Here is a 20,034-nt window from a genome sequence, read left to right as displayed (position 1 = left end):
CTGCATCTGCTCAACGATACGGCGCATCAAGTTCCAGCCTCCGTGCAAGCAGGGATTCCCAACGGTCTCCATTCGCCAGCAGCTTGTTCTTGTCGTACATGAGCTCTTCACGGGTTTCCGTGGCAAATTCGTAGTTCGGACCTTCAACAATTGCATCCACGGGGCAGGCTTCCTCGCACAGGCCGCAATAGATGCATTTTGTCATATCAATGTCGTAACGCGTGGTGCGGCGGGAGCCATCATCGCGCTCTTCGGCTTCAATGGTAATCGCCTCTGCCGGGCATGTGGCCTCGCACAGTTTGCAGGCAATGCAGCGCTCCTCCCCGTTGGCGTAGCGCCGCAAAGCGTGCTCGCCTCGGAAGCGGTGCGACAGAGGCCCTTTTTCGTACGGGTAGTTCAGCGTAACCTTGGGCTGGAACATCATACGGAACGTGGAGACCATGCCCGCGGCCAGTTCCTTGAGCATGAAGGCCCGTAATGTGGTGCCAAGAGTGCTCATGAATTCACCCCTCCCATATGCGGCAGCAGACCTGTTGCCATAAGAAAACCCGCCGTGCCGATCATCCACAACAGCGAGAAAGGCAGGAACACCTTCCACCCCAGCCGCATCAGCTGGTCGTAGCGGAAGCGTGGGAACGTGGCGCGCACCCAGATAAAAACGAACAGGCAGAACAGGATTTTAAAAATCAGCCAGAGTGGGCCGGGTATCCATGTCAGCGGTGCAATACCAAGGGGGGGTAGCCACCCCCCAAGGAACAGAATGCTGACCATGGAGGACATGAGGATCATGTTCGCGTATTCGCCCAGAAAGAACAGGCCGAAAGCGAGCGATGAATATTCCACAAAAAAGCCCGCAACCAGCTCACTCTCCCCTTCGGGCAAGTCAAACGGCGCGCGGTTTGTTTCCGCCAGAGCGGAAATAAAGAACACGATAAACATGGGGAACATGGGCACACAGAACCACACATGCCGTTGCGCCAGCACAATATCGTTCAGGTTCAAGCTCCCCACGGCCAGCAGGACAGACACAATAACAAGCCCGATCGACACTTCGTAGGAGACCATCTGTGCTGCCGAGCGTAACCCGCCCAAAAACGCATAGCGCGAATTGGAAGCCCACCCTGCGATCAGCATGCCGTAGACCCCAAGGGAGGAAATGGCGAGCAGATACAGAATGCCGACGTTAATATTGGCAACCGCCAGCCCGTTCCCCGTGGGTATAACCGCCCATGCCGCCATGGCGAGAGAAAAGGTCAGGAATGGTGCAAACAGGAACAGTGCCCGGTTAGCCCCAGCAGGAATGACCGTTTCCTTGACAATCATCTTGATTGCATCGGCAAAGGCCTGCAACAGGCCGAACAGACCGTTCACATTCGGCCCCCGGCGGCGCTGCATGGCGGCCATAACCTTGCGCTCCATGAGCGTAAGGTAGGCAACGCCAATCAGCAACGGCACCAGAACCGCCAGCGTTTCCAGCAGCATAAGCAGGATCTGGCCCACAAGGGTTTGGTAGAAAAAATGTGCCATTGCCCTTACTCCGCTGCGACCGCAGGTACCGTGCCATACACCCGCGAACACTCAGCCATGGTCTGGCTGGCGCGGCTAATGACATTGGTCTGGTAATAATCCTGAATAACCGGACGGAAAGGTGTTGGCATAAGCTCGCCCTCCCGCGTAGCGGGCAATGCGGCCATCTCCCCACCAGCACCCGCCAGAAGCTGCGTATTTTTGCCAGCATGGGCAAAAACCGGATTAGCCTGCGCCATATGCGCACGCAGTTGTTCCAATGTATCGTAGGGCAGTGTGTGGCCTACCACTTCTGAAAAAGCCCTGATAATCCGCCAATCTTCCCGTGCCTCGCCCGGAGCGAACACAGCGCGGAATGCACGTTGCACACGCCCGGCGGTGTTTACGTACGTGCCCGGTTTTTCGGTATAGGCCGCACCGGGGAGTATAATATCCGCCCGTTTTGCCACAGCATCCCCATGGTGGCCCAGATACACAACAAAGGTTTCCGGCGGAATGCGGTCGAGTTGCACATCATCCGCCCCCAGCAACCACAGAATTTCCACCCCACCCCGGAGCATGCTAGCGGCATCACACCCGTGTGGGCCGGGCAGGAAGCCAAGGTCGAGCGCTCCAACGCGTGATGCCGCCGTGTGCAGAATGTTCAGGCCGTGCCACTCGGGGGTTATGGCGCCGCAGGTCTGGGCCAGTTCGCGGCAGGCTGCATAAATTGCAGGGGCATCGCGCCGGGTCAGGGCCGAATGCCCCACGATGATCATGGGATTTTTGGCGTTTTTCAGCACGTCGGCAAACGCGTTCCGCCCGCTCAGAATATCGGCCAGCACGTCCGGCCCATTGCCGAGCACGTCAACATCGTAGGTCATGTCCGCCGTGGGCGCACCGATCATACCAATGGGGAAACCACCCCGACCTGCATCCACAAACCGTTTGCGAATACGGGCATTGAGCACGGGCGCTTCATGCCGGGGCATGGCACCAACCAGCAGCAGCGCGTCCGCCTGATCTATACCACTTACGTCACTATTAAACAGGTAACCCGAGCGGTCACTCGTATCGTACCACGCTCCGTCCTGCCGGCAATCCAGATTTGTTGATCCAAAACTTTGCAAAAGGTCTTTGATTGCACACAGACTTTCCGCATCACACAGATCGCCTGCAATGGCCCCGATTTTGTCCCCCGGAACACCATCAAACCGCCGGGCCAGGGCAATCAGCGCATCTTTCCATGACACAGAAGAGATTTTTCCATGAACGCGCACCCACGGCCTATCCAGCCGCTTGCGTTTAAGTCCATCAATGGAAAAACGACCTTTATCAGACAGCCATTCTTCATTCACATCATCATTAACGCGGGGGACAATCCGCATGACTTCCCCACCACGTGCCTGAACCTGAATGTTGGTGCCCAGAGCATCCATGACATCAATACTATCGGTCTTTTTATATTCCCAAGACCGGGCATGAAAAGCCGACGGCTTAGCTGTTAAAGCCCCAACGGGACAGACATCGATCAGATTGCCAGAGAGTTCAGATGTAAGAGCTTTTTCCACATATGTGGTGATCTCGGCATTTTCCCCGCGGGAGACCAGACCAAGTTCGGGGGTGCCTGCCACTTCCGTGCTAAACCTTACACAGCGTGTGCACTGGATGCAGCGGGTCATAACCGTTTTGACCAGCGGCCCCAGATCCTTGTCCGTTACCGCGCGCTTGTCTTCCTTATAACGCGAAATACCGGAGCCATATCCGTAGGCCTGATCCTGCAGATCACACTCCCCACCCTGATCGCAGATCGGGCAATCCAGCGGGTGGTTGATGAGCAAAAATTCCATAACGGCACGGCGGGCACGGCGTACAACTTCTGTGTCCGTAAAAATCTGCAGTCCGTCCGAAACAGGGAACCCGCAGGAGGCAACAGGCTTGGGTGCACGCGCCACCTCCACCAGACACATACGGCAGTTACCTGCAACAGACAGGCGCTCGTGGTAACAAAACCGCGGGATTTCCTTGCCTGCTGCCTCGCATGCCTGCAAGGCGCTGGAACCGGGAGGAACGTCTACCGGCGTGCCATCAACTATTACCCTGACCATTGCCGTTACTCCACTGCTGCCGGAACGCCACCGGCGGGAACCTGCACCAGCCCGGTGCTGCCATATGCCGCTTTATACTGGCGGATACGCTCTTCCATTTCCGGCCGAAAATGCCGGATCAGCCCCTGTATGGGCCATGCGGCGGCATCGCCCAGCGCACAGATCGTATGCCCTTCCACCTGCCGCGTAACCTGCTCCAGCAGATCAATTTCCTCAATATCCGCACGGCCCTGCACCATGCGGTCCATCATACGCATCATCCAGCCCGTGCCTTCGCGGCATGGCGTGCATTGCCCACAACTTTCGTGTTTGAAAAATTTCGAGAACCTGGCAATGGCTTTGATAATGTCCGTTGATCTGTCCATCACAATCATGCACGCGGTGCCAAGGCCGGAACGTTCGGCGCGCAGGCTGTCGTAATCCATCAGAACTGTTTCACATACCGATTTAGGCAAAAGCGGTACTGAACAGCCACCGGGAATAACCGCCAGCAGGTTGTCCCACCCACCACGCACACCACCGCCGTGTTTTTCTATGATTTCCTTAAGCGGCACACCGAGTTCTTCTTCAAAAACGCAAGGCGTGTTGACGTGGCCAGAAATAGCCATGAGCTTGGAACCCGCATTGTTAGGCCGCCCCAACCCTGCAAACCACGTAGCCCCGCGCCGCATAATGGTTGATGTTACCGCAATACTTTCCACATTATTTACTGTGGTCGGGCAACCATAAAGCCCTACACCAGCGGGGAATGGCGGCTTCATCCGGGGTTGGCCTTTTTTGCCTTCCAGACTTTCCAGCAAAGCGGTTTCTTCACCACAGATATAAGCGCCAGCGCCACGATGAATCCGGAAATCAAAATCCCATCCGCTGCCAGCAGCATTTTTTCCAAGCAGACCTGCGGCATAAGCCTCATCAATCGCGGCCTGCAAGCGTTCGGCCTCGCGGCAGAATTCCCCACGGATATAAATGTAGGACGCATGCGCACCCATCGCAAAAGATGCGATCATCGCACTTTCTATCAGCTTGTGCGGTTCGTGGCGCATGACCTCCCGGTCCTTGCAGGTGCCGGGTTCGGATTCATCTCCATTAATAACCAGATAATGCGGCCGCCCATCGGACTGCTTGGGCATGAACGACCATTTTAACCCGGTGGGAAAGCCCGCTCCACCGCGCCCACGCAGGCCGGATGCCTTCATTTCCACTATAATGGCGTCCCGGCCTTTGGCAATAATGTCCGCCGTATTGGTCCAGTCACCGCGCTTGCGGGCTGCCTCCAACCGCCAGTCATTTTGCCCATAAAGATTGGTGAAGATCCGGTCCTTGTCAGCCAGCATGGCCGTCTCTCCTATTCCTGATCCGCCGTGGAAGGTGATAGCAGCGTTTTGCGCCCACCCTCGGGGGCCGAAACACTGCGGTTAATCGTGGGGCCGGGTGTGGGCCTGCGCCCTGCCCGCAACTCCGCTATAACCGCTGCCGTGCGTTCGGCATTCATATCTTCGTAAAAATCATCATCAACTTGCAGAATTGGTGCATTGGAACACGCACCCAGGCACTCCACCTCGCTCATGGTGAACAGACCATCGGCACTGGTTTCACCAAAATGCTGAATACCCGTCGCTTTCTGGCAGGCTTCCACCACATCGTCAGAGCCACGGAGCCAGCATGGCGTGGTGGTGCAAACCTGCAAATGATAGCGCCCAATGGGGCGGGTGTTGAACATGGTGTAAAAAGACGCCACTTCGTAAACCCTTATGGCCGCCATGCCCAGACGCTGGGCAATAACATCCATGGCAACTACCGGCACCCACGCACTCCCTGTTACGCGCCCCATCTGCCTTTGCACAATATACAGCAGGGGCATAACGGCACTTGCCTTGCGTTCCTCCGGATATTTGGTGAGAACGCCTGCAATTTCCTCTTCCGATGCGGCATCGAATACAAAGCTGTCCGGCTGCTCTGCCGGGGTCCAGACTGTGCTCATCGATCGACTTCCCCAAACACAAGATCAAGCGACCCGATAATAGCCACCATATCGGCCAGCATTCCACGCCGTGAAAGCTCATCTATTGCCTGTAGATGCGCAAAACCGGTTGGACGAATTTTGCAACGATACGGCCTGTTGCTACCATCGGCCACCAGATAGACACCAAACTCGCCCTTTGGACTTTCCACTGCCGTATAGGTGGAGCCCGCAGGCACATGATACCCCTCGCTAAACAGCTTGAAGTGATGGATCAGCGCTTCCATCGACCGCTTCATTTCTGCTCTGGGCGGCGGGCTGAACTTGGGGTCCTGTATCTTGACGTCCCCGGGCTGCATCTGGCTCAGGCATTGCTCAATTATCTTGACGCTTTCACGCATTTCCGCAACGCGCACCAGATAACGGTCATAGGAATCACCCTGACGGGTGACCGGCACATTAAAGTCCACCTTATGGTAATTGTCATAAGGCTGATTGCGCCTAAGGTCCCATGGCACGCCAGAGGCACGCAGACATGGACCGCTAAATCCCCATGCCAGAGCCTGCTCGGTTGTAAAAACACCAATGCCAACCGTCCGCTGTTTCCATATTCTATTTTCGGTCAGCAGACCTTCCAGCTCATCAATCCATGCTGGAAACTCCTTGGCCCATACGCCAATCCGGTCTTCCAGACTTGCTGGTATATCCCGCCCGACCCCACCGGGACGAAAATAATTGGCATGGAAACGCGCACCTGATGCAGCCTCATAAAACTCCAGAAGCTTTTCGCGCTCCTCATATCCCCAAAGGGCTGGCGTAACAGCACCACAGTCCAGACCCATGGCTGTCAGATTGAGAATATGATTTAAAATACGGGTAATTTCCGCAAACATGACACGCAGCCACTTGGCGCGTTCGGGAATGTCGATCCCCAGAAGTTTTTCAGTGGCCAGAGCAAAAGCCTGCTCCTCACACATGGGGGAGACGTAATCCAGACGATCAAAATACGGCAGCGCTTTCTGATACGTCTTATATTCAATCAGCTTTTCTGTACCCCGGTGCAAAAGCCCGATATGCGGCACCGCGCGCGCAACAAGTTCGCCCTCCATTTCCAGCACCAGACGCAGCACACCGTGGGCGGATGGATGCTGGGGGCCAAAATTGAGCGCATGGGAGTCGATTTCGACAACCTTGTTTTCAATTTCCAAAGCTTTCTGCTCTGGCAACAGGCTTTGGGGAATATCTTCTCGCAGGACAGTCTGCGCAAAAGCGAGAGATTCCGTATTTTTCTGCTCTGTCATCAGCCGGACCTCTTCATACCCTGCCGGACCTCGTGCGCTTTTTCATCCCCCGGCAGGGTCAACATACCCTCCCACGGAGAAACAAAATCGAAATCACGGAAATCCTGCGTTAATGAAACAGGTTCTTTAACAACCTGCCTACGCTCCGCATCATAACGGACTTCCTCATACCCGGTCAGCGGAAAGTCCTTGCGGAGCGGATGCCCCTCAAACCCGTTATCGGTCAGAATACGGCGCAAATCCGGCTGGCCAGAGAACAGCACGCCAAACAGGTCGTAGCATTCCCGCTCCCACCATGTTGCGCACGGCCACAGGTGATGCACAGAGGGCACCGCACTATATTCATCCGTGCAGACCACAACCCGGATCCGCCGATTATAGGTAACGGATAACAGGTTATAGACCACCTCGAACCGCTCCGCGCGGGCGGGAAAATCTACACCACACAGGTCCATCAACTGCTCAAACCTGTATCGCGGATCATCACGCAAAAGGGTAAGAAACGGCACAAGGTGGTCACGCGTAGTACGCACTACCAACTCGCCCTTCTCCACCGCCGCATAGAAAACGTGAGGCTGGGACGCAAGAAACGTAAATGCCAGCGAACACAGTTGCCCTTCCAGGCGGGCCTGCCTTGGATTTACAGAAATATCAGCCACGGAGAATGGTCCCTGTCCGACGAATTTTTTTCTGGAGCAGCATAATCCCGTAGATCAGCGCTTCGGCCGTAGGGGGGCAGCCGGGCACATACACGTCCACAGGCACAATGCGGTCACACCCACGCACAACGGAATAGGAGTAATGGTAATACCCCCCGCCATTAGCGCATGACCCCATGGAAATAACCCAACGTGGCTCGGCCATCTGCTCATACAGGCGGCGCAGAACCGGAGCCATTTTATTGGTCAGTGTTCCCGCCACAATCATCACATCGGACTGCCGGGGCGACCCACGGGGGATAATACCCATACGGTCCAGATCATACCGCGGCATATACGCGTGGATCATTTCCACCGCGCAGCATGCCAGTCCGAAGGACATAGGCCACAGGCTACCCGTGCGCCCCCAGTTAACCAGCTTGTCCAGGCTTGCAACCACAAACCCTTTCTCGGCCAGTACACCGGTAATGCCGCGCACCACCGCATCCTGCTCAGGCCCGGGGGGCAGAGCCTCCCGGTTCCACATAATGGCGTTTTCGTCGTGATCTGTGGTCATGCTGGCGTCCCCTCAATCCCAGTCCAGCGCGCCTTTGCGCCATTCATACAAAAAGCCGATCCCCAGCACGGCCAAAAAACCAAGCATGGACAAAAAGCCAAACAGCCCGATCCGCCCAAGACTTATGGCCCACGGGAACAGAAAGGCGACTTCCAGATCGAAAATAATGAAAAGAATGGCCACCAGATAAAAGCGCACATCAAAGCGGCGCCTGGCATCATCAAATGGGCCAAACCCACACTCATATGCTGTGAGTTTTTCGGGGTACGGTTTTTGGTGCCCGCTTAACAGAGCCATACCGAGCATTGCGGCCGCAATAACAACCGACACACAACCAAAAATCAGAACCGGGGCATAATCGCCTAGAACAGACTGCATGGAAAATTCCTGCACGCATGAAAAGCTTGTAATAAGCTGTTTGATGCAGTCACCCTAGACCCGCAGCATGCAGACGACCATGCACGAACGCGTATGGTTGCGGCCACTTTGTTGTGAGGAAATATTTTTTGGCAGATAAAAAACAGGCTCCCTGCCAGTAGGAGGAAGCCATAAAGCAGAATTATGAATTCTGCGCCGCAACATAAACTGTTGGGAATGGTGGGCGATGACGGGATCGAACCGCCGACCCTCTCGGTGTAAACGAGATGCTCTACCGCTAAGCTAATCGCCCGAGCCCTATGTGTCACAAAACAAAACGGCCGGCAACCTCTTTTTTAAAGAAATTGCCGGCCGGTCTGAAATTAAATCCGAAGGAGGATTACTTGCTTACAGCGTCCTTCAGTGCCTTGCCCGGCTTGAAGCGGACAGAGGTAGAAGCCGGAATATCAATTTCCTCGCCGGTACGGGGGTTACGGCCTTTGGCGGCCTTGCGGGTTGCGGTCACAAACGTGCCAAAGCCCACCAGACGCACTTCCTGCTTTGTGGACAGAGCTTTTTCAATCGCACCGAATACGGCGTCGACCACTTCTCCGGCCTTAGCCTTCGGCAGGTCAACGGCCTCTGCTACTGCTGAGACGAGCTCCTGCTTGTTAAGCGGCTTCTCCATCTTACGCCTTTCACTTTCTTTCAATTCATAGGAGCGGCGGGCGGGTTTCGTCCGCCTCTCCGCTGCCTGAACGCACTATGAAGCCGTTTTTTCCTACGTCAACCAAGCAAACGCAAACTTCGGACTTCTGGTGCATTTTGGTTAATGCGGCAGCACCGGAACAACTGTCTGCGCACCGTTTGCAGGCACTGGTTCAGGCACGTCTTCCCAATGAATGGGCGTGGGCTGGCTGACCAGAGCACGGGCCAAAACTTCGTCCACATGCGAAACGGGTACAATTTCCAGATTCTTCTTCACGCTGTCAGGAATTTCCGCCAGATCTTTCTCGTTTTCCTGCGGAATAAACACCGTGCGAATGCCCGAGCGCACAGCAGCCAGAAGCTTTTCCTTCAGCCCGCCAATAGCCAGCACACGCCCTCTGAGCGTGATTTCACCGGTCATGGCAACATCCCTACGGATGGGAATACCGGTCAGAACACTTACCAGAGATGTCACCATAGCCACACCGGCCGAAGGACCGTCTTTAGGAGTCGCACCTTCGGGGACATGCACATGAAAACTGCGCTTGTCGAAGATGGTTGGCACGATTCCAAAGCTGGCCGCCCGACTCCGCACGAACGAGAACGCCGCAGAGATGCTCTCCTTCATCACGTCGCCCAGCTTGCCGGTTTCCACTATGCCGCCCTTGCCGGGAACCATAACGCTTTCAATGGTCAGGATTTCGCCGCCCACTTCGGTCCAGGCCAGACCGGTCACAACGCCCACCATGTCCTCCGCTTCGGTCTCACCGTAGCGGAAGCGCTGCACACCTGCGTATTTTTCCAGGTTGCGAGCCGTTACCGAGACCTTTTTGGCCTTACCGGTCACGATCTCCTTGACCGCCTTACGGGCGAGCTTGGCCAGTTCGCGCTCAAGGTTACGCACCCCGGCCTCGCGCGTGTAGTAGCGAATCACATCGCGCAGAGCTTCCTCGTTGATCGACCACTCACCCGGTTTGAGGTTATGGGCCTCAATCTGCTTGCTGATCAGGTGACGTTTGGCGATCTCAACCTTTTCGTCCTCCGTATAACCGGAAAGGCGAATCACCTCCATACGGTCCAGCAGCGGCTGGGGCATATCCAGACTATTGGCCGTGGTGACGAACATAACATCCGACAGGTCGTAATCGACCTCCAGATAATGGTCCGCAAACGTGCCATTCTGTTCTGGGTCCAGCACTTCGAGCAAAGCGGAGGACGGATCGCCCCGCCAGTCGGACCCCAGCTTGTCAATTTCATCAAGCAGGAAAAGCGGGTTGGACACCTTCGCCTTTTTCATTCCCTGAATGATCTTGCCCGGCATGGAGCCAATATACGTGCGACGATGACCACGGATTTCGGCCTCATCCCGCACACCACCAAGGGACATGCGCACATAATGCCGCCCCGTTGCCTTGGCGATCGAACGTGCAAGGGATGTCTTGCCCACACCCGGGGGGCCAACAAGGCACAGAATCGGCCCTTTGAGCTTTTGCGAGCGACTCTGGACCGCCAGATACTCCAGAATGCGTTCCTTGACCTTTTCCAGCCCGTAGTGGTCGGCGTCCAGAACTTCTTCCGCCTCAACCAGATCATGGCGCACCTTGGTCCGCTTTTTCCACGGAATGCTCAAAATCCAGTCAAGGTAGTTCCGCACAACCCCGGACTCGGCGGACATCATGCTCATGCCGCGCAGCTTTTTAAGCTCGCTTAGAGCTTTCTCACGCGCTTCCTTGGAGAGCTTGGTCTTGGCGATCCGCTCTTCAATTTCGGCTGTTTCGTCCTTGCCGTCCTCACCTTCGCCCAGTTCTTTCTGAATAGCTTTGAGCTGCTCGTTCAGATAGTACTCGCGCTGTGTCTTTTCCATCTGGCGTTTGACGCGGTTGCGGATCTTCTTTTCCACCTGAAGCACGTCAATTTCAGCTTCAATATGGCCAAAGACCTTCTCCAACTGCCCCTGCACGGTTGGTGCTTCTAGAATTTCCTGCTTTTCGGAAATCTTGAGGGAGAGATGGCTGGTCACCGTGTCTGCCAGCTTGGACAGATCGTTAATCTGGTTGAGCGAGACCAGAACTTCGGACGCAATCTTCTTGTTGAGCTTCATATACTGCTCAAACTGCGACACAATCGAGCGGCCAAGTGCTTCCGCCTCTGGCCCTATGGCTGCCTCGGCGGGCATTTCCTCGATGTCAGCCTCAAAGTGGCCATTCACCTCAAGCAGCGTTTTAACGCGCACACGGCGAACACCCTCGACCAGCACCTTAACCGTGCCGTCGGGCAGCTTGAGCAGTTGCAGAATGGTGGAGAGCGTTCCAACCCGATAAATATCATCAGGGGTGGGGTCGTCCTGCGCTGCGTCCTTCTGGGCTACCAGCAGAATGTGCCGGTCGTCCTTTGTGACCGAGTCCAGTGCGCGCACGGACTTTTCCCGCCCGACAAACAGCGGCACAATCATGTGGGGGAACACCACAATATCTCGCAGCGGCAGAACAGCCACATGTGCGCTTTTGGTCTCGGCTTCCACTGCCGTTGCTTCAACCGCAGGAACAGACTGTTCGGACACGGCCGAAGCAACCTGATCGCTTTTGCGCCTGCGCCGTGGTGCCGGTTTTTCGTTATCAGCCATCGTCATGACCTCCCGATAAGGACGATCGGTGCCGGGCACCCGCCAAGCGGCATACCCCTGCACTGAAGAAGATACCCCCTAAGGAGGATACCCCTGTGTTTCTCTTATGTTGTTATGCCCACAACCCGGAACAATAGGGCAGAGGCAAGAACAGCACGAACAGGTGACCCGCTCGTGCTGCTTACGCTAAAACTCTGACCTGCCTCAGGCGGACTGCTCTGCTGGCACGTCTTTTTTCTTGCCATAGACATAGACCGGACTGGCTTTTCCATCCGCCACCTCGCGGTTGACCACAACCTCCTCGACTGTATCGAGTCCGGGCAGGTCAAACATGGTGGACATGAGAATGCTCTCCAGAATGGAACGCAACCCACGAGCCCCTGTCTTGCGAACAATGGCCCGGTCCGCAATGGCCTTGAGCGCATCATCCGTAAAGGACAACTGAACATCCTCCATCTGGAAGAGGCGCTGGTACTGCTTGACCAGAGCATTTTTGGGCTCGGTCAAAATCTTGATCAGTGCAGCCTCATCCAGATCACCCAGCGTTGCCAGCACTGGCAGACGCCCGATAAATTCGGGAATAAGACCAAACTTCATCAGATCTTCAGGCTCAACGTCGTGCAGGATTTCTCCCATCCGACGATCATCAAGCGAGCGCACATCGGCCCCAAAGCCAATACCCGTACCCTTGCCGCGCGCAGAGATAATTTTATCCAGCCCGGCAAACGCCCCACCGCAAATAAAGAGCATGTTGGTCGTATCCACCTGCAGGAATTCCTGCTGCGGATGCTTGCGACCACCCTGCGGGGGAACAGAGGCAACAGTGCCTTCCATAAGCTTGAGCAGAGCCTGCTGCACGCCCTCGCCACTGACATCACGCGTGATGGAGGGGTTGTCGGATTTTTTGGAAATCTTGTCGATTTCGTCAATATAGACAATCCCGCGCTGCGCGCGTTCCACGTTATAGTCAGATGCCTGCAACAGCTTGAGAATGATGTTTTCAACATCTTCCCCCACATACCCCGCTTCTGTCAGGGTTGTGGCGTCGGCCATTGTAAAGGGCACATCCAGAATACGCGCCAGCGTCTGGGCCAGCAGCGTTTTACCCGAACCCGTTGGCCCGATGAGCAGGATGTTGGACTTGGCAATTTCGACTTCGCCAGCCTTGGTTACCTGCGACAGGCGCTTGTAGTGGTTATGCACCGCTACGGAGAGCACCTTTTTGGCCTGCATCTGACCAATAACGTAGTCATCCAGAACCTTGCAGATTTCCTTGGGAGTAGGAACACCCTCGCGCGACTTGACCTGCATGGTCTTGTTCTCTTCACGGATGATATCCATGCAGAGTTCAACGCATTCATCACAGATAAACACGGTGGGACCAGCAATAAGCTTGCGCACTTCATGCTGTGACTTGCCGCAGAACGAGCAGTACAGCGTGTTCTTGGAATCTCCGGACTTCGTACTCATCAGCCCACTCCCCCGATCACCCCGGTTTCCGCAGAACCGGGAGCCAAGCCCCGAACCTTTCCTGCATGCCCGGGGACAGACGGCCTCCTTACTGTAACAGGAGACTTAAAGTATGCCAGATTAAGGATGGCTTTTATCCTTTTTACCTGCTTCCGCCGCTTTGTGGTGACTGATCACTTCATCCACAATGCCAAAAGACTGGGCTTCGCCTGCGGACATGTAGCTGTCACGCTCAAGCTTCTGCTCAATTTCTTCCAGCGTACGGCCAGTATGTTCACGGTAGATTTCGTTCAGGCGCTGCCGGATAATCAGAATTTCCTTGGCCTGAATCTCAATGTCGCTTGCCTGTCCCTGCGCACCGCCAGAAGGCTGGTGCACCATAACGCGGGCGTTGGGCAGAGCGAACCTGCGCCCCTTCTCGCCACCAGCAAGAAGCAGAGACCCCATGGATGCCGCCTGACCGATGCACACAGTGCTCACCGGGCTGCGGATGTATTGCATGGTATCGTAAATAGCCAGACCGGCCGACACAACGCCACCGGGGCTATTGATGTAGAAGGAAATTTCCTTGGTCGGGTTCACACTTTCCAGATACAGAAGCTGCGCAGAAATGAGCGAAGCCACCTGATCATAGACAGGCCCGGTCAGGAAGATGATCCGTTCCTGCAACAGGCGGGAATAGATATCAAAAGCCCGTTCACCGCGAGAGGTCTGTTCGACCACCATCGGCACTAGAGCATTGCTGAAAATCTCAACGGGATCACGATCCCTCATACCACTCATTCCCGTACAAAAAACTTAAACGCCCCTCCCTGCCTCTGCCGTGGACAGAACCAGGGTCAGGCACACCGATTCAAGATAGAGATAAAGTGGCAATATGCCACCCCAGAAACGAAAAACAGCCCCAAAAAGAATGTCCCGCCAGTTCACACTGGCGGGACAGAGCCGTTTTATCAGATATTAGCTGGGGGAATATCTGATAGCTCCTTCAGAGTCACGTCCTTGTCCGTGACCTTGGCAAGCTCAATCAGGTAATCGACGACCTTGTTTTCAAAAATCGGTCCGCGCAGAGATTCTGCTGCCTGCGGATTCTTCTGGAAGAATTCGAAGACCTCTTTTTCCTGACCGGAATAGCGCATGGCCTCAGCCCGCACCGCACGACCCAGTTCTTCAGGGCTGACGGAAATACCGTTCTTGCGGCCGATTTCGGCCAGCAGCAGACCAAGCCTTACGCGACGTTCCGCAATTTTGCGGTAGTCGGCGCGCAGGGTATCTTCGTCCTTGTCCTTGTCTTCATCGTCAAGCTGACCAGCTTTGCGGTCGGCTTCCACACGATTCCAGATCTGCTGGAACTCGGCTTCCACCATCCCTTCGGGGGCGGGGAAGTCGGCCTTGTTGGAAAGAATATCCAGCAGGTCGCGCTTGATGCGCAGGCGGGACATCTGGTCGTATTCGCCCTCGATCTGCTTACGCACCAGATCCTTGAGCTGCTCAAGGCTTTCAAAGCCCATGTTTTTGGCCAGATCTTCGTCCACCGGAGCATCAACAGCTTTTTTAAGCTGCTTTACCTTGATGTCGAAGGTTGCTTCCTTGCCTGCCAGCTCTTCCGCGCCGTAATCTTCGGGGAAAGTCACGGTAATGACTTTTTCCTCGCCCGGCTTCATGCCTTCGATCTGCTCGGCAAAGCCTGGAATAAAGCCTTCGCCACCGATCTCGACATTGACGTCTTCAGCCGTGCCGCCATCAAAGGCAACGCCGTCCTGCTTACCAACAAAGTCAATAGCGACAACATCACCCTTGGCTGCGGGGCGCACTTCCTCGATCACTTCAAAAGTGCGGCCACGCTTGGCGATGTCTTCGAGAACCTTGTTGATGGCTTCGTCAGCAACAGGAGTTTTCAGACGGGTCAGGGCCAGATCGGAAAGGTCAGGCACTGTGATTTCAGGCAGAATTTCGCTTTCCACCTTGAATTCCAGATCCGCGCCCTTGTCTTCCTGACCGGAAACCAGGTCAACTTTGGGCTGACCGGCGGGGCGCAGGCCGCGTTCTTCAAACACGGTGCGAATGGCGTCGGTGACGGCCTGTTCAATCACTTCGCCCCAGATGGCATCGCCATAACGCTGGCGCGCCAGAGAGACAGGCACCTTGCCCGGACGGAAGCCCGGCAGGTTCAGATTGCCAGCAACTTCCTTAAGGCGCGCATCACGCTTAGCCTCAAGTTCCGCGGCCGGAACTGTAACTGTGAAACCACGCTTCAGCCCTTCAGAAAGGGTCTCGGTAACCTGCATCGGCCAGGCCTTCCTCTCGGTACAAAAAATCAGTCACCCGCTGCAATAACGCCAAAAGGCGGCGGCGGACTGCGGACGGGAGCATGAAAATTTATTGGTACGGGCGGAGGGACTTGAACCCCCACAACTTGCGTCACCAGAACCTAAATCTGGCGTGTCTACCAATTCCACCACGCCCGCGCACACTCAATACTCGCCGTCGGCAAGATGCGTGGACTTAGCTCAAAGTGCGGGGCACGGCAAGACACCGAAACGGATTTTGCGCAACACCCTGCGCACCCTGCGCCTGTTCGGCCTTCTGGCGGGCCAGTCCCAGATAGCGATCCAGATCCTCCGCCACAGGCCACGGACCGGCCTGCAACCCGGCCTCCCCATGCAACCAGACACCCGCGCAGGCGGCCTGCCACGCAGGCATACCGGCCGCCAGCAGGGCTGCAATCACGCCCGAAAGCGTATCCCCCGACCCGGCAGTACCCAACGCTGCCGTGGCATGCGTATTGATCGCCAACCGCCCGTCAGGCGCTGCAATCATGGTAGATGCGCCCTTGAGCACAACCACGGCATTAATCTGCCGGGCCGCCTGCCGCACATGTTCAGGCGGGTTGGCACCCACAGCCCCGAACACACGCGCGAACTCGCCTGTATGGGGCGTAATGACCGAAACCCCGCGCAATCTGTCCGGCTGACCGGTACAGGCAGTCAGTGCTCCAGCATCGGCCAGCACGGTCCGCCCCGAGTCCAGCAGCTTGGGCAGGACATCCCCCACCTCCGCCTCACTCAGCCCCGGCCCACAGACCCACACATGCCTGCGCTGGTCCTCCAGCAGCTTTGCCAGCGGGGCATCATCCACAATAAGGCCGGGCTGCCCCAACCTGTAAGCAGGCGCTGCGGCTCCGGCAGCCACACGCACAAGCCCCGCCCCCACGGCACGCGCGCCAGACGCGCATAACCGGGTAGCGCCAGGCATGGACTGCCCCGCGCAGATACTGACCACACCACGCGTATATTTATTGCTCTGATTGCCCAGAACGGGCAGCGCCCATAATCCCGGCTCGTTATGCCAGGTGGTAGCGGGCACGGCAGCCAGCACAGAGTCGGGCACACCAATATCCGCCAACACCAGACGCCCCAGCAGACCAAGGGCCGGGTATAGCAGATGCCCAGGCTTGAACCGACAGAATGTGACGGTCATGGCAGCCTGCGGCGCGTAACCACGCACCTGCCCGGTTGCGCCATCCAGCCCCGATGGTATGTCCACCGCCACAATCCGGCGGGCGGCACTTAACGTTTCCGCTACCAGCCCCCCCACATCACGACTTAGCCCCGCGCCAAATACGGCATCGACCACCAGGTCGGCCCGCGCGGCCTCTGCCGGAGCAAACGGAACACGCGGCCCCGTATAGGCAGCACTGGCACGCCCTGCATCCGTATCCACCTTGGGGGGCACCAGTTCGGCCACCGCAACCGGCCACCCCATGGCAGTCAGATGCCGGGCTGTTACGTACCCGTCTCCCCCGTTATTACCCGGACCGCACAATACAAGCACTCGCACAGGCTGTTCATAGCGGCAGATCGCCCGCGCAACGGCCCGACCAGCATTTTCCATAAGAACAGCAACAGGCACATGGGCCGCACTCAGCCTATCCACCTCGCCCATTTGCGTGGGTGTATAAAGACTGAGGAATGATGGATGACCGGGTTGCATGCAGGGCTCCGCGCTGAGAGTGTGAATGACGTCAGGCACAATAGCCCCTTGCACCTGCCTCGTCCCCTTGGCAATCAGGCAGGCAGATACGCACCGGGCATGACGCTTTGCAACACAGACTCAGTGCCCATCCCTGCCCCCAACCGTGCCAAGCGGAGACACCATGCCACATTCCATTCTCTGGAGCCTCGTTCTTGCCCTCCATCTCATCAGCATCATCATGTGGGTTGGTGGTGGCGCTTATGCGGCCGTTGTGCTGCGCCCAAGCCTGAACCTTCTGGACCAGACTCAGCGCAACTCCGTGCACCTGCAAACCATGGCCCGTTTTTTCAAGGGGCTGACCCACGCCATTCCCACAGCGCTGATTACGGGCTGGCTGCTTGTTCTGCACGAAGGCGGGTTTGCCAACGCACCATGGACAACCAACGCCATGCAGTTGCTGGGCCTGATCATGGCCGTGCTGTTCGTGCGGATGTACATGGGCACCTATCAGAAGCTCCGCCGGGCCATCCGCCCACAGGCATCAGGCTTCGACTCGGTGCGTAAACAGGTGCTGGTCATTGTGGCACTGGGAATCCTTGCGGTCCTCTCGGCCTGCCTTGGCCATCCTTTTATGTGAAGAAAGCAAGTATTCCTGCCAAAAACTTGATTTTAAGCAGAAAGACCTTTATCGGGACTAGCGCCTGAGTGGCTTTGAAATTCCATGGAACAACTGGCAAACGGTCTTTGCCGGACATGAACAAAGCCACCAGTAAGCTGAGCAACGACAGACCTAGTTCCGAGAGCATATTGACAGCCAAAACAACCGCCCGCCCCCGCAAGACGACAACTCGCAGCCGGAAAAAGGTGGCGGTTTCCGCCAGTTCAACCGCATTGGATGCACAGGACGCCGAGGTGGAAAATACCGCACCCTCAGCCAGTGCCGATGCCCCCGCCGAGGACACGCCTGCTCCCAAAAAGCGCGCCCCGCGCCGCCGTAGCGCTCCCAAAGCCGAATCGGCTGCCGAGCCTGTAGCGGAAGCGACTACGGACGACACCGTAGCCGAAGAGGCCGCACCCAAAGCAGCGCCCAAAAAAGCACGCGCCCCGGCAAGGCGGCGCACAAAAGCAGATGCGGCAACCAAGGCCACACCGGCAACACAGGCTGAAGCCCCTGTTGCCGTGGAACTGGACATTACGGCAGCGCCTGCGCCAGTCGCCCCCCCCCCGGCTGAGCCTGCCAGCCCCCCCGCAGTGGATAGTGTGGAAGAAGAGCCCACCATAACTTTTGCGGACCTCGAGCTCTCCAAACCCATTCTGCAGGCCATTGAGGAAATGGGGTACAAGCACCCCACCCCCATTCAGGCGCAGGCCATTCCAGCCGTGCTCATGGCGCGCGATGTGCTGGGCGTTGCCCAGACGGGTACAGGTAAAACTGCATCCTTTACCCTGCCCATGCTCGAAATTCTGAGCGACTCCCGCGCACGGGCCCGTATGCCACGCTCGCTCATTCTGGAGCCCACGCGTGAACTGGCTCTGCAGGTCGCTGAAAACTTTGTGCAATATGGCAAACACCTCAAGCTCAACCACGCCCTGCTGATTGGTGGCGAGAGCATGGCCGACCAGAAGGAAGTGCTGAACCGTGGCGTGGATGTTCTGATTGCAACGCCGGGCCGCCTGCTGGACCTGTTCGAACGCGGTGGCCTGCTGCTGAACCACACCAAAATTCTGGTCATTGGTGAAGCCGACCGGATGCTGGACATGGGGTTCATTCCTGACATTGAAAAAATTGTCAGCCTGCTCCCCCCTTCCCGGCAGACGCTGTTCTTCTCGGCCACCATGGCTCCGCCCATTCGCAAACTGGCCGATGCGTTCCTGCATTCCCCCAAGGAAATCACGGTTACGCGTCAGTCTTCGGTCGCTTCGACCATTACAACCGGGCTGGTTATTGTGGATGAGTTCAGCAAGCGCGAAACACTGCGCCTGCTACTCAGAGACCCCGAACTCCAGAATGCCATTGTCTTTTGCAATCGCAAGCGCGACGTGGATGTTCTGAACAAGTCCCTGACCAAGCATGGTTTTTCCGTTGGTGCACTGCACGGAGACCTGCCGCAGTCCGTTCGTTTTTCCACTTTGGAAAAATTCAAGAATGGCGAACTCAAGGTGCTGGTCTGCTCGGATGTGGCAGCCCGAGGCATTGATATTGGCGGTCTGTCGCATGTGTTCAACTTCGACCTGCCGTTCCATGCGGAGGACTACGTCCATCGCATCGGTCGTACGGGCCGTGCCGGGCGTGAGGGCCATGCCTTCAGCATAGCCACCTCGTATGACAAAACACTGGCCGAAGCTATTGAGCAACTGACGGGCAACCCCATTCCGCGCTTGTCCGTGGAGGGTGTGCAGCAACTGGAATGGTCTGAAGAAAAACGCCCACGCGGTGGCAGTCAGGCCCGAGGCGGACAGAACCGTAAGGATAAGCCCGCTCCCCAGCGTGAACGTGAGCCTGCGCGCACACGCGAACCCGCGCGGGAACGCGAGGCCACGCGTGAGCGTGAACCAGCCCGCGAGCGCGAAGCCCAGCGTCCTGTTCCGGCTACCCAGCCCGCACCTAAGGCCCAGCCCCATAAAGGTGGGCGCAACCAGCGTGACGAAATTCCGCCCGCACCCGCTGGCGAATTTTCAGGCTTTGGCGATCAGACGCCCGCCTTCATGCTCCTGCCTCGCCGGAATTCCTCGCGCCCGGCTACACCGGGAACGCTTGAAAATACAGAAACAGCGCAGGACGCAGCCCACGTCTCCGACGTAGCATCCTGA

At 56.8% G+C, this 20,034-nt stretch carries 17 protein-coding genes and 2 tRNA genes; 2 read left to right on the top strand and 17 right to left on the bottom strand.

Annotated features, from left to right (window positions below; genetic code table 11):
* Positions 1-10: 10 nt before the first annotated feature.
* From nuoI to GOB86_RS02605, 17 genes are all read right to left on the bottom strand, one after another.
* On the bottom strand, positions 11-499 hold the full coding sequence (nuoI, locus tag GOB86_RS02685) for an NADH-quinone oxidoreductase subunit NuoI (RefSeq protein ID WP_165990832.1): 489 nt from the start codon (positions 497-499) through the stop codon (positions 11-13).
* Entirely contained in the window at positions 496-1,527 is a 1,032-nt protein-coding gene (gene nuoH, locus GOB86_RS02680) for an NADH-quinone oxidoreductase subunit NuoH (RefSeq protein WP_165990831.1), read from the bottom strand. Before nuoH ends, nuoI begins: the two co-directional genes overlap by 4 nt.
* Positions 1,528-1,532: 5 nt before the next feature.
* Positions 1,533-3,614: an NADH-quinone oxidoreductase subunit NuoG gene (gene nuoG, locus GOB86_RS02675; RefSeq protein ID WP_165990830.1), complete on the bottom strand. Its 2,082-nt coding sequence runs from the start codon at positions 3,612-3,614 to the stop codon at positions 1,533-1,535.
* Between the two features lie 5 nt (positions 3,615-3,619).
* Positions 3,620-4,948 (bottom strand): NADH-quinone oxidoreductase subunit NuoF, encoded by a 1,329-nt coding sequence (gene nuoF / locus GOB86_RS02670; RefSeq protein ID WP_165990829.1) that lies wholly within the window; start codon positions 4,946-4,948, stop codon positions 3,620-3,622.
* Between the two features lie 11 nt (positions 4,949-4,959).
* Complete coding sequence (locus GOB86_RS02665; RefSeq protein WP_165990828.1) at positions 4,960-5,595, bottom strand: complex I 24 kDa subunit family protein; 636 nt, start codon at positions 5,593-5,595, stop codon at positions 4,960-4,962.
* On the bottom strand, positions 5,592-6,875 hold the full coding sequence (locus GOB86_RS02660; protein WP_165990827.1) for an NADH-quinone oxidoreductase subunit D: 1,284 nt from the start codon (positions 6,873-6,875) through the stop codon (positions 5,592-5,594). The genes GOB86_RS02665 and GOB86_RS02660 overlap by 4 nt, the downstream gene beginning before the upstream one ends.
* The gene (locus tag GOB86_RS02655; protein WP_165990826.1) at positions 6,875-7,534 is read right to left on the bottom strand and encodes an NADH-quinone oxidoreductase subunit C; all 660 of its coding nucleotides are present in this window, start codon (positions 7,532-7,534) and stop codon (positions 6,875-6,877) included. Before GOB86_RS02655 ends, GOB86_RS02660 begins: the two co-directional genes overlap by 1 nt.
* Positions 7,527-8,090 carry a NuoB/complex I 20 kDa subunit family protein gene (locus tag GOB86_RS02650; protein ID WP_165990825.1) on the bottom strand — a complete coding sequence of 188 codons (564 nt, stop codon included), beginning with the start codon at positions 8,088-8,090 and terminating at the stop codon, positions 7,527-7,529. The genes GOB86_RS02655 and GOB86_RS02650 overlap by 8 nt, the downstream gene beginning before the upstream one ends.
* Before the next feature lie 12 nt (positions 8,091-8,102).
* Positions 8,103-8,468 (bottom strand): NADH-quinone oxidoreductase subunit A, encoded by a 366-nt coding sequence (locus GOB86_RS02645; protein ID WP_059024086.1) that lies wholly within the window; start codon positions 8,466-8,468, stop codon positions 8,103-8,105.
* A gap of 217 nt (positions 8,469-8,685) precedes the next feature.
* Positions 8,686-8,760: transfer RNA gene (locus tag GOB86_RS02640), tRNA-Val, on the bottom strand.
* An 87-nt stretch (positions 8,761-8,847) separates the two neighbouring features.
* The gene (locus GOB86_RS02635) at positions 8,848-9,135 is read right to left on the bottom strand and encodes an HU family DNA-binding protein (RefSeq protein ID WP_086637932.1); all 288 of its coding nucleotides are present in this window, start codon (positions 9,133-9,135) and stop codon (positions 8,848-8,850) included.
* Positions 9,136-9,276: 141 nt separating this feature from the next.
* The gene (lon, locus tag GOB86_RS02630) at positions 9,277-11,778 is read right to left on the bottom strand and encodes an endopeptidase La (protein ID WP_165990871.1); all 2,502 of its coding nucleotides are present in this window, start codon (positions 11,776-11,778) and stop codon (positions 9,277-9,279) included.
* Positions 11,779-11,982: 204 nt separating this feature from the next.
* Positions 11,983-13,248, bottom strand: coding sequence for an ATP-dependent Clp protease ATP-binding subunit ClpX (clpX, locus tag GOB86_RS02625; RefSeq protein ID WP_165990824.1), 1,266 nt, complete (start codon positions 13,246-13,248; stop codon positions 11,983-11,985).
* Positions 13,249-13,368: 120 nt separating this feature from the next.
* On the bottom strand, positions 13,369-14,031 hold the full coding sequence (locus GOB86_RS02620) for an ATP-dependent Clp protease proteolytic subunit (RefSeq protein ID WP_194301039.1): 663 nt from the start codon (positions 14,029-14,031) through the stop codon (positions 13,369-13,371).
* A gap of 170 nt (positions 14,032-14,201) precedes the next feature.
* On the bottom strand, positions 14,202-15,536 hold the full coding sequence (gene tig, locus GOB86_RS02615; RefSeq protein WP_165990822.1) for a trigger factor: 1,335 nt from the start codon (positions 15,534-15,536) through the stop codon (positions 14,202-14,204).
* Between the two features lie 95 nt (positions 15,537-15,631).
* A tRNA-Leu gene (locus GOB86_RS02610) sits at positions 15,632-15,716 on the bottom strand.
* A gap of 37 nt (positions 15,717-15,753) precedes the next feature.
* The gene (locus GOB86_RS02605) at positions 15,754-17,241 is read right to left on the bottom strand and encodes an NAD(P)H-hydrate dehydratase (RefSeq protein WP_165990821.1); all 1,488 of its coding nucleotides are present in this window, start codon (positions 17,239-17,241) and stop codon (positions 15,754-15,756) included.
* A gap of 163 nt (positions 17,242-17,404) precedes the next feature.
* On the opposite strand from GOB86_RS02605, the gene GOB86_RS02600 reads away from it, so the two are divergent.
* Entirely contained in the window at positions 17,405-17,860 is a 456-nt protein-coding gene (locus GOB86_RS02600; RefSeq protein ID WP_165990820.1) for a hypothetical protein, read from the top strand.
* Between the two features lie 116 nt (positions 17,861-17,976).
* Positions 17,977-20,034: a DEAD/DEAH box helicase gene (locus tag GOB86_RS02595; RefSeq protein WP_165990819.1), complete on the top strand. Its 2,058-nt coding sequence runs from the start codon at positions 17,977-17,979 to the stop codon at positions 20,032-20,034.

It is taken from the genome of Acetobacter lambici (genome assembly GCF_011516885.1).
Classification (GTDB): domain Bacteria; phylum Pseudomonadota; class Alphaproteobacteria; order Acetobacterales; family Acetobacteraceae; genus Acetobacter; species Acetobacter lambici.
The sequence above is the reverse complement of the archived record's forward strand: the minus strand, read 5'-3'. Positions and strand labels throughout refer to the sequence as shown.

What these genes read in the sequence shown, in the direction of transcription:
- GOB86_RS02635 (WP_086637932.1), bottom strand. Translation starts at nt 9,135, where the DNA reads ATGGAGAAGCCGCTTAACAAGCAGGAGCTCGTCTCAGCAGTAGCAGAG.
- tig (WP_165990822.1), bottom strand. Translation starts at nt 15,536, where the DNA reads ATGCAGGTTACCGAGACCCTTTCTGAAGGGCTGAAGCGTGGTTTCACA.
- GOB86_RS02645 (WP_059024086.1), bottom strand. Translation starts at nt 8,468, where the DNA reads ATGCAGTCTGTTCTAGGCGATTATGCCCCGGTTCTGATTTTTGGTTGT.
- GOB86_RS02600 (WP_165990820.1), top strand. Translation starts at nt 17,405, where the DNA reads ATGCCACATTCCATTCTCTGGAGCCTCGTTCTTGCCCTCCATCTCATC.
- clpX (WP_165990824.1), bottom strand. Translation starts at nt 13,248, where the DNA reads ATGAGTACGAAGTCCGGAGATTCCAAGAACACGCTGTACTGCTCGTTC.
- GOB86_RS02650 (WP_165990825.1), bottom strand. Translation starts at nt 8,090, where the DNA reads ATGACCACAGATCACGACGAAAACGCCATTATGTGGAACCGGGAGGCT.
- nuoH (WP_165990831.1), bottom strand. Translation starts at nt 1,527, where the DNA reads ATGGCACATTTTTTCTACCAAACCCTTGTGGGCCAGATCCTGCTTATG.
- nuoI (WP_165990832.1), bottom strand. Translation starts at nt 499, where the DNA reads ATGAGCACTCTTGGCACCACATTACGGGCCTTCATGCTCAAGGAACTG.
- lon (WP_165990871.1), bottom strand. Translation starts at nt 11,778, where the DNA reads ATGGCTGATAACGAAAAACCGGCACCACGGCGCAGGCGCAAAAGCGAT.
- GOB86_RS02660 (WP_165990827.1), bottom strand. Translation starts at nt 6,875, where the DNA reads ATGACAGAGCAGAAAAATACGGAATCTCTCGCTTTTGCGCAGACTGTC.
- GOB86_RS02595 (WP_165990819.1), top strand. Translation starts at nt 17,977, where the DNA reads ATGAACAAAGCCACCAGTAAGCTGAGCAACGACAGACCTAGTTCCGAG.
- nuoF (WP_165990829.1), bottom strand. Translation starts at nt 4,948, where the DNA reads ATGCTGGCTGACAAGGACCGGATCTTCACCAATCTTTATGGGCAAAAT.
- GOB86_RS02620 (WP_194301039.1), bottom strand. Translation starts at nt 14,031, where the DNA reads ATGAGTGGTATGAGGGATCGTGATCCCGTTGAGATTTTCAGCAATGCT.
- nuoG (WP_165990830.1), bottom strand. Translation starts at nt 3,614, where the DNA reads ATGGTCAGGGTAATAGTTGATGGCACGCCGGTAGACGTTCCTCCCGGT.
- GOB86_RS02665 (WP_165990828.1), bottom strand. Translation starts at nt 5,595, where the DNA reads ATGAGCACAGTCTGGACCCCGGCAGAGCAGCCGGACAGCTTTGTATTC.
- GOB86_RS02605 (WP_165990821.1), bottom strand. Translation starts at nt 17,241, where the DNA reads ATGCAACCCGGTCATCCATCATTCCTCAGTCTTTATACACCCACGCAA.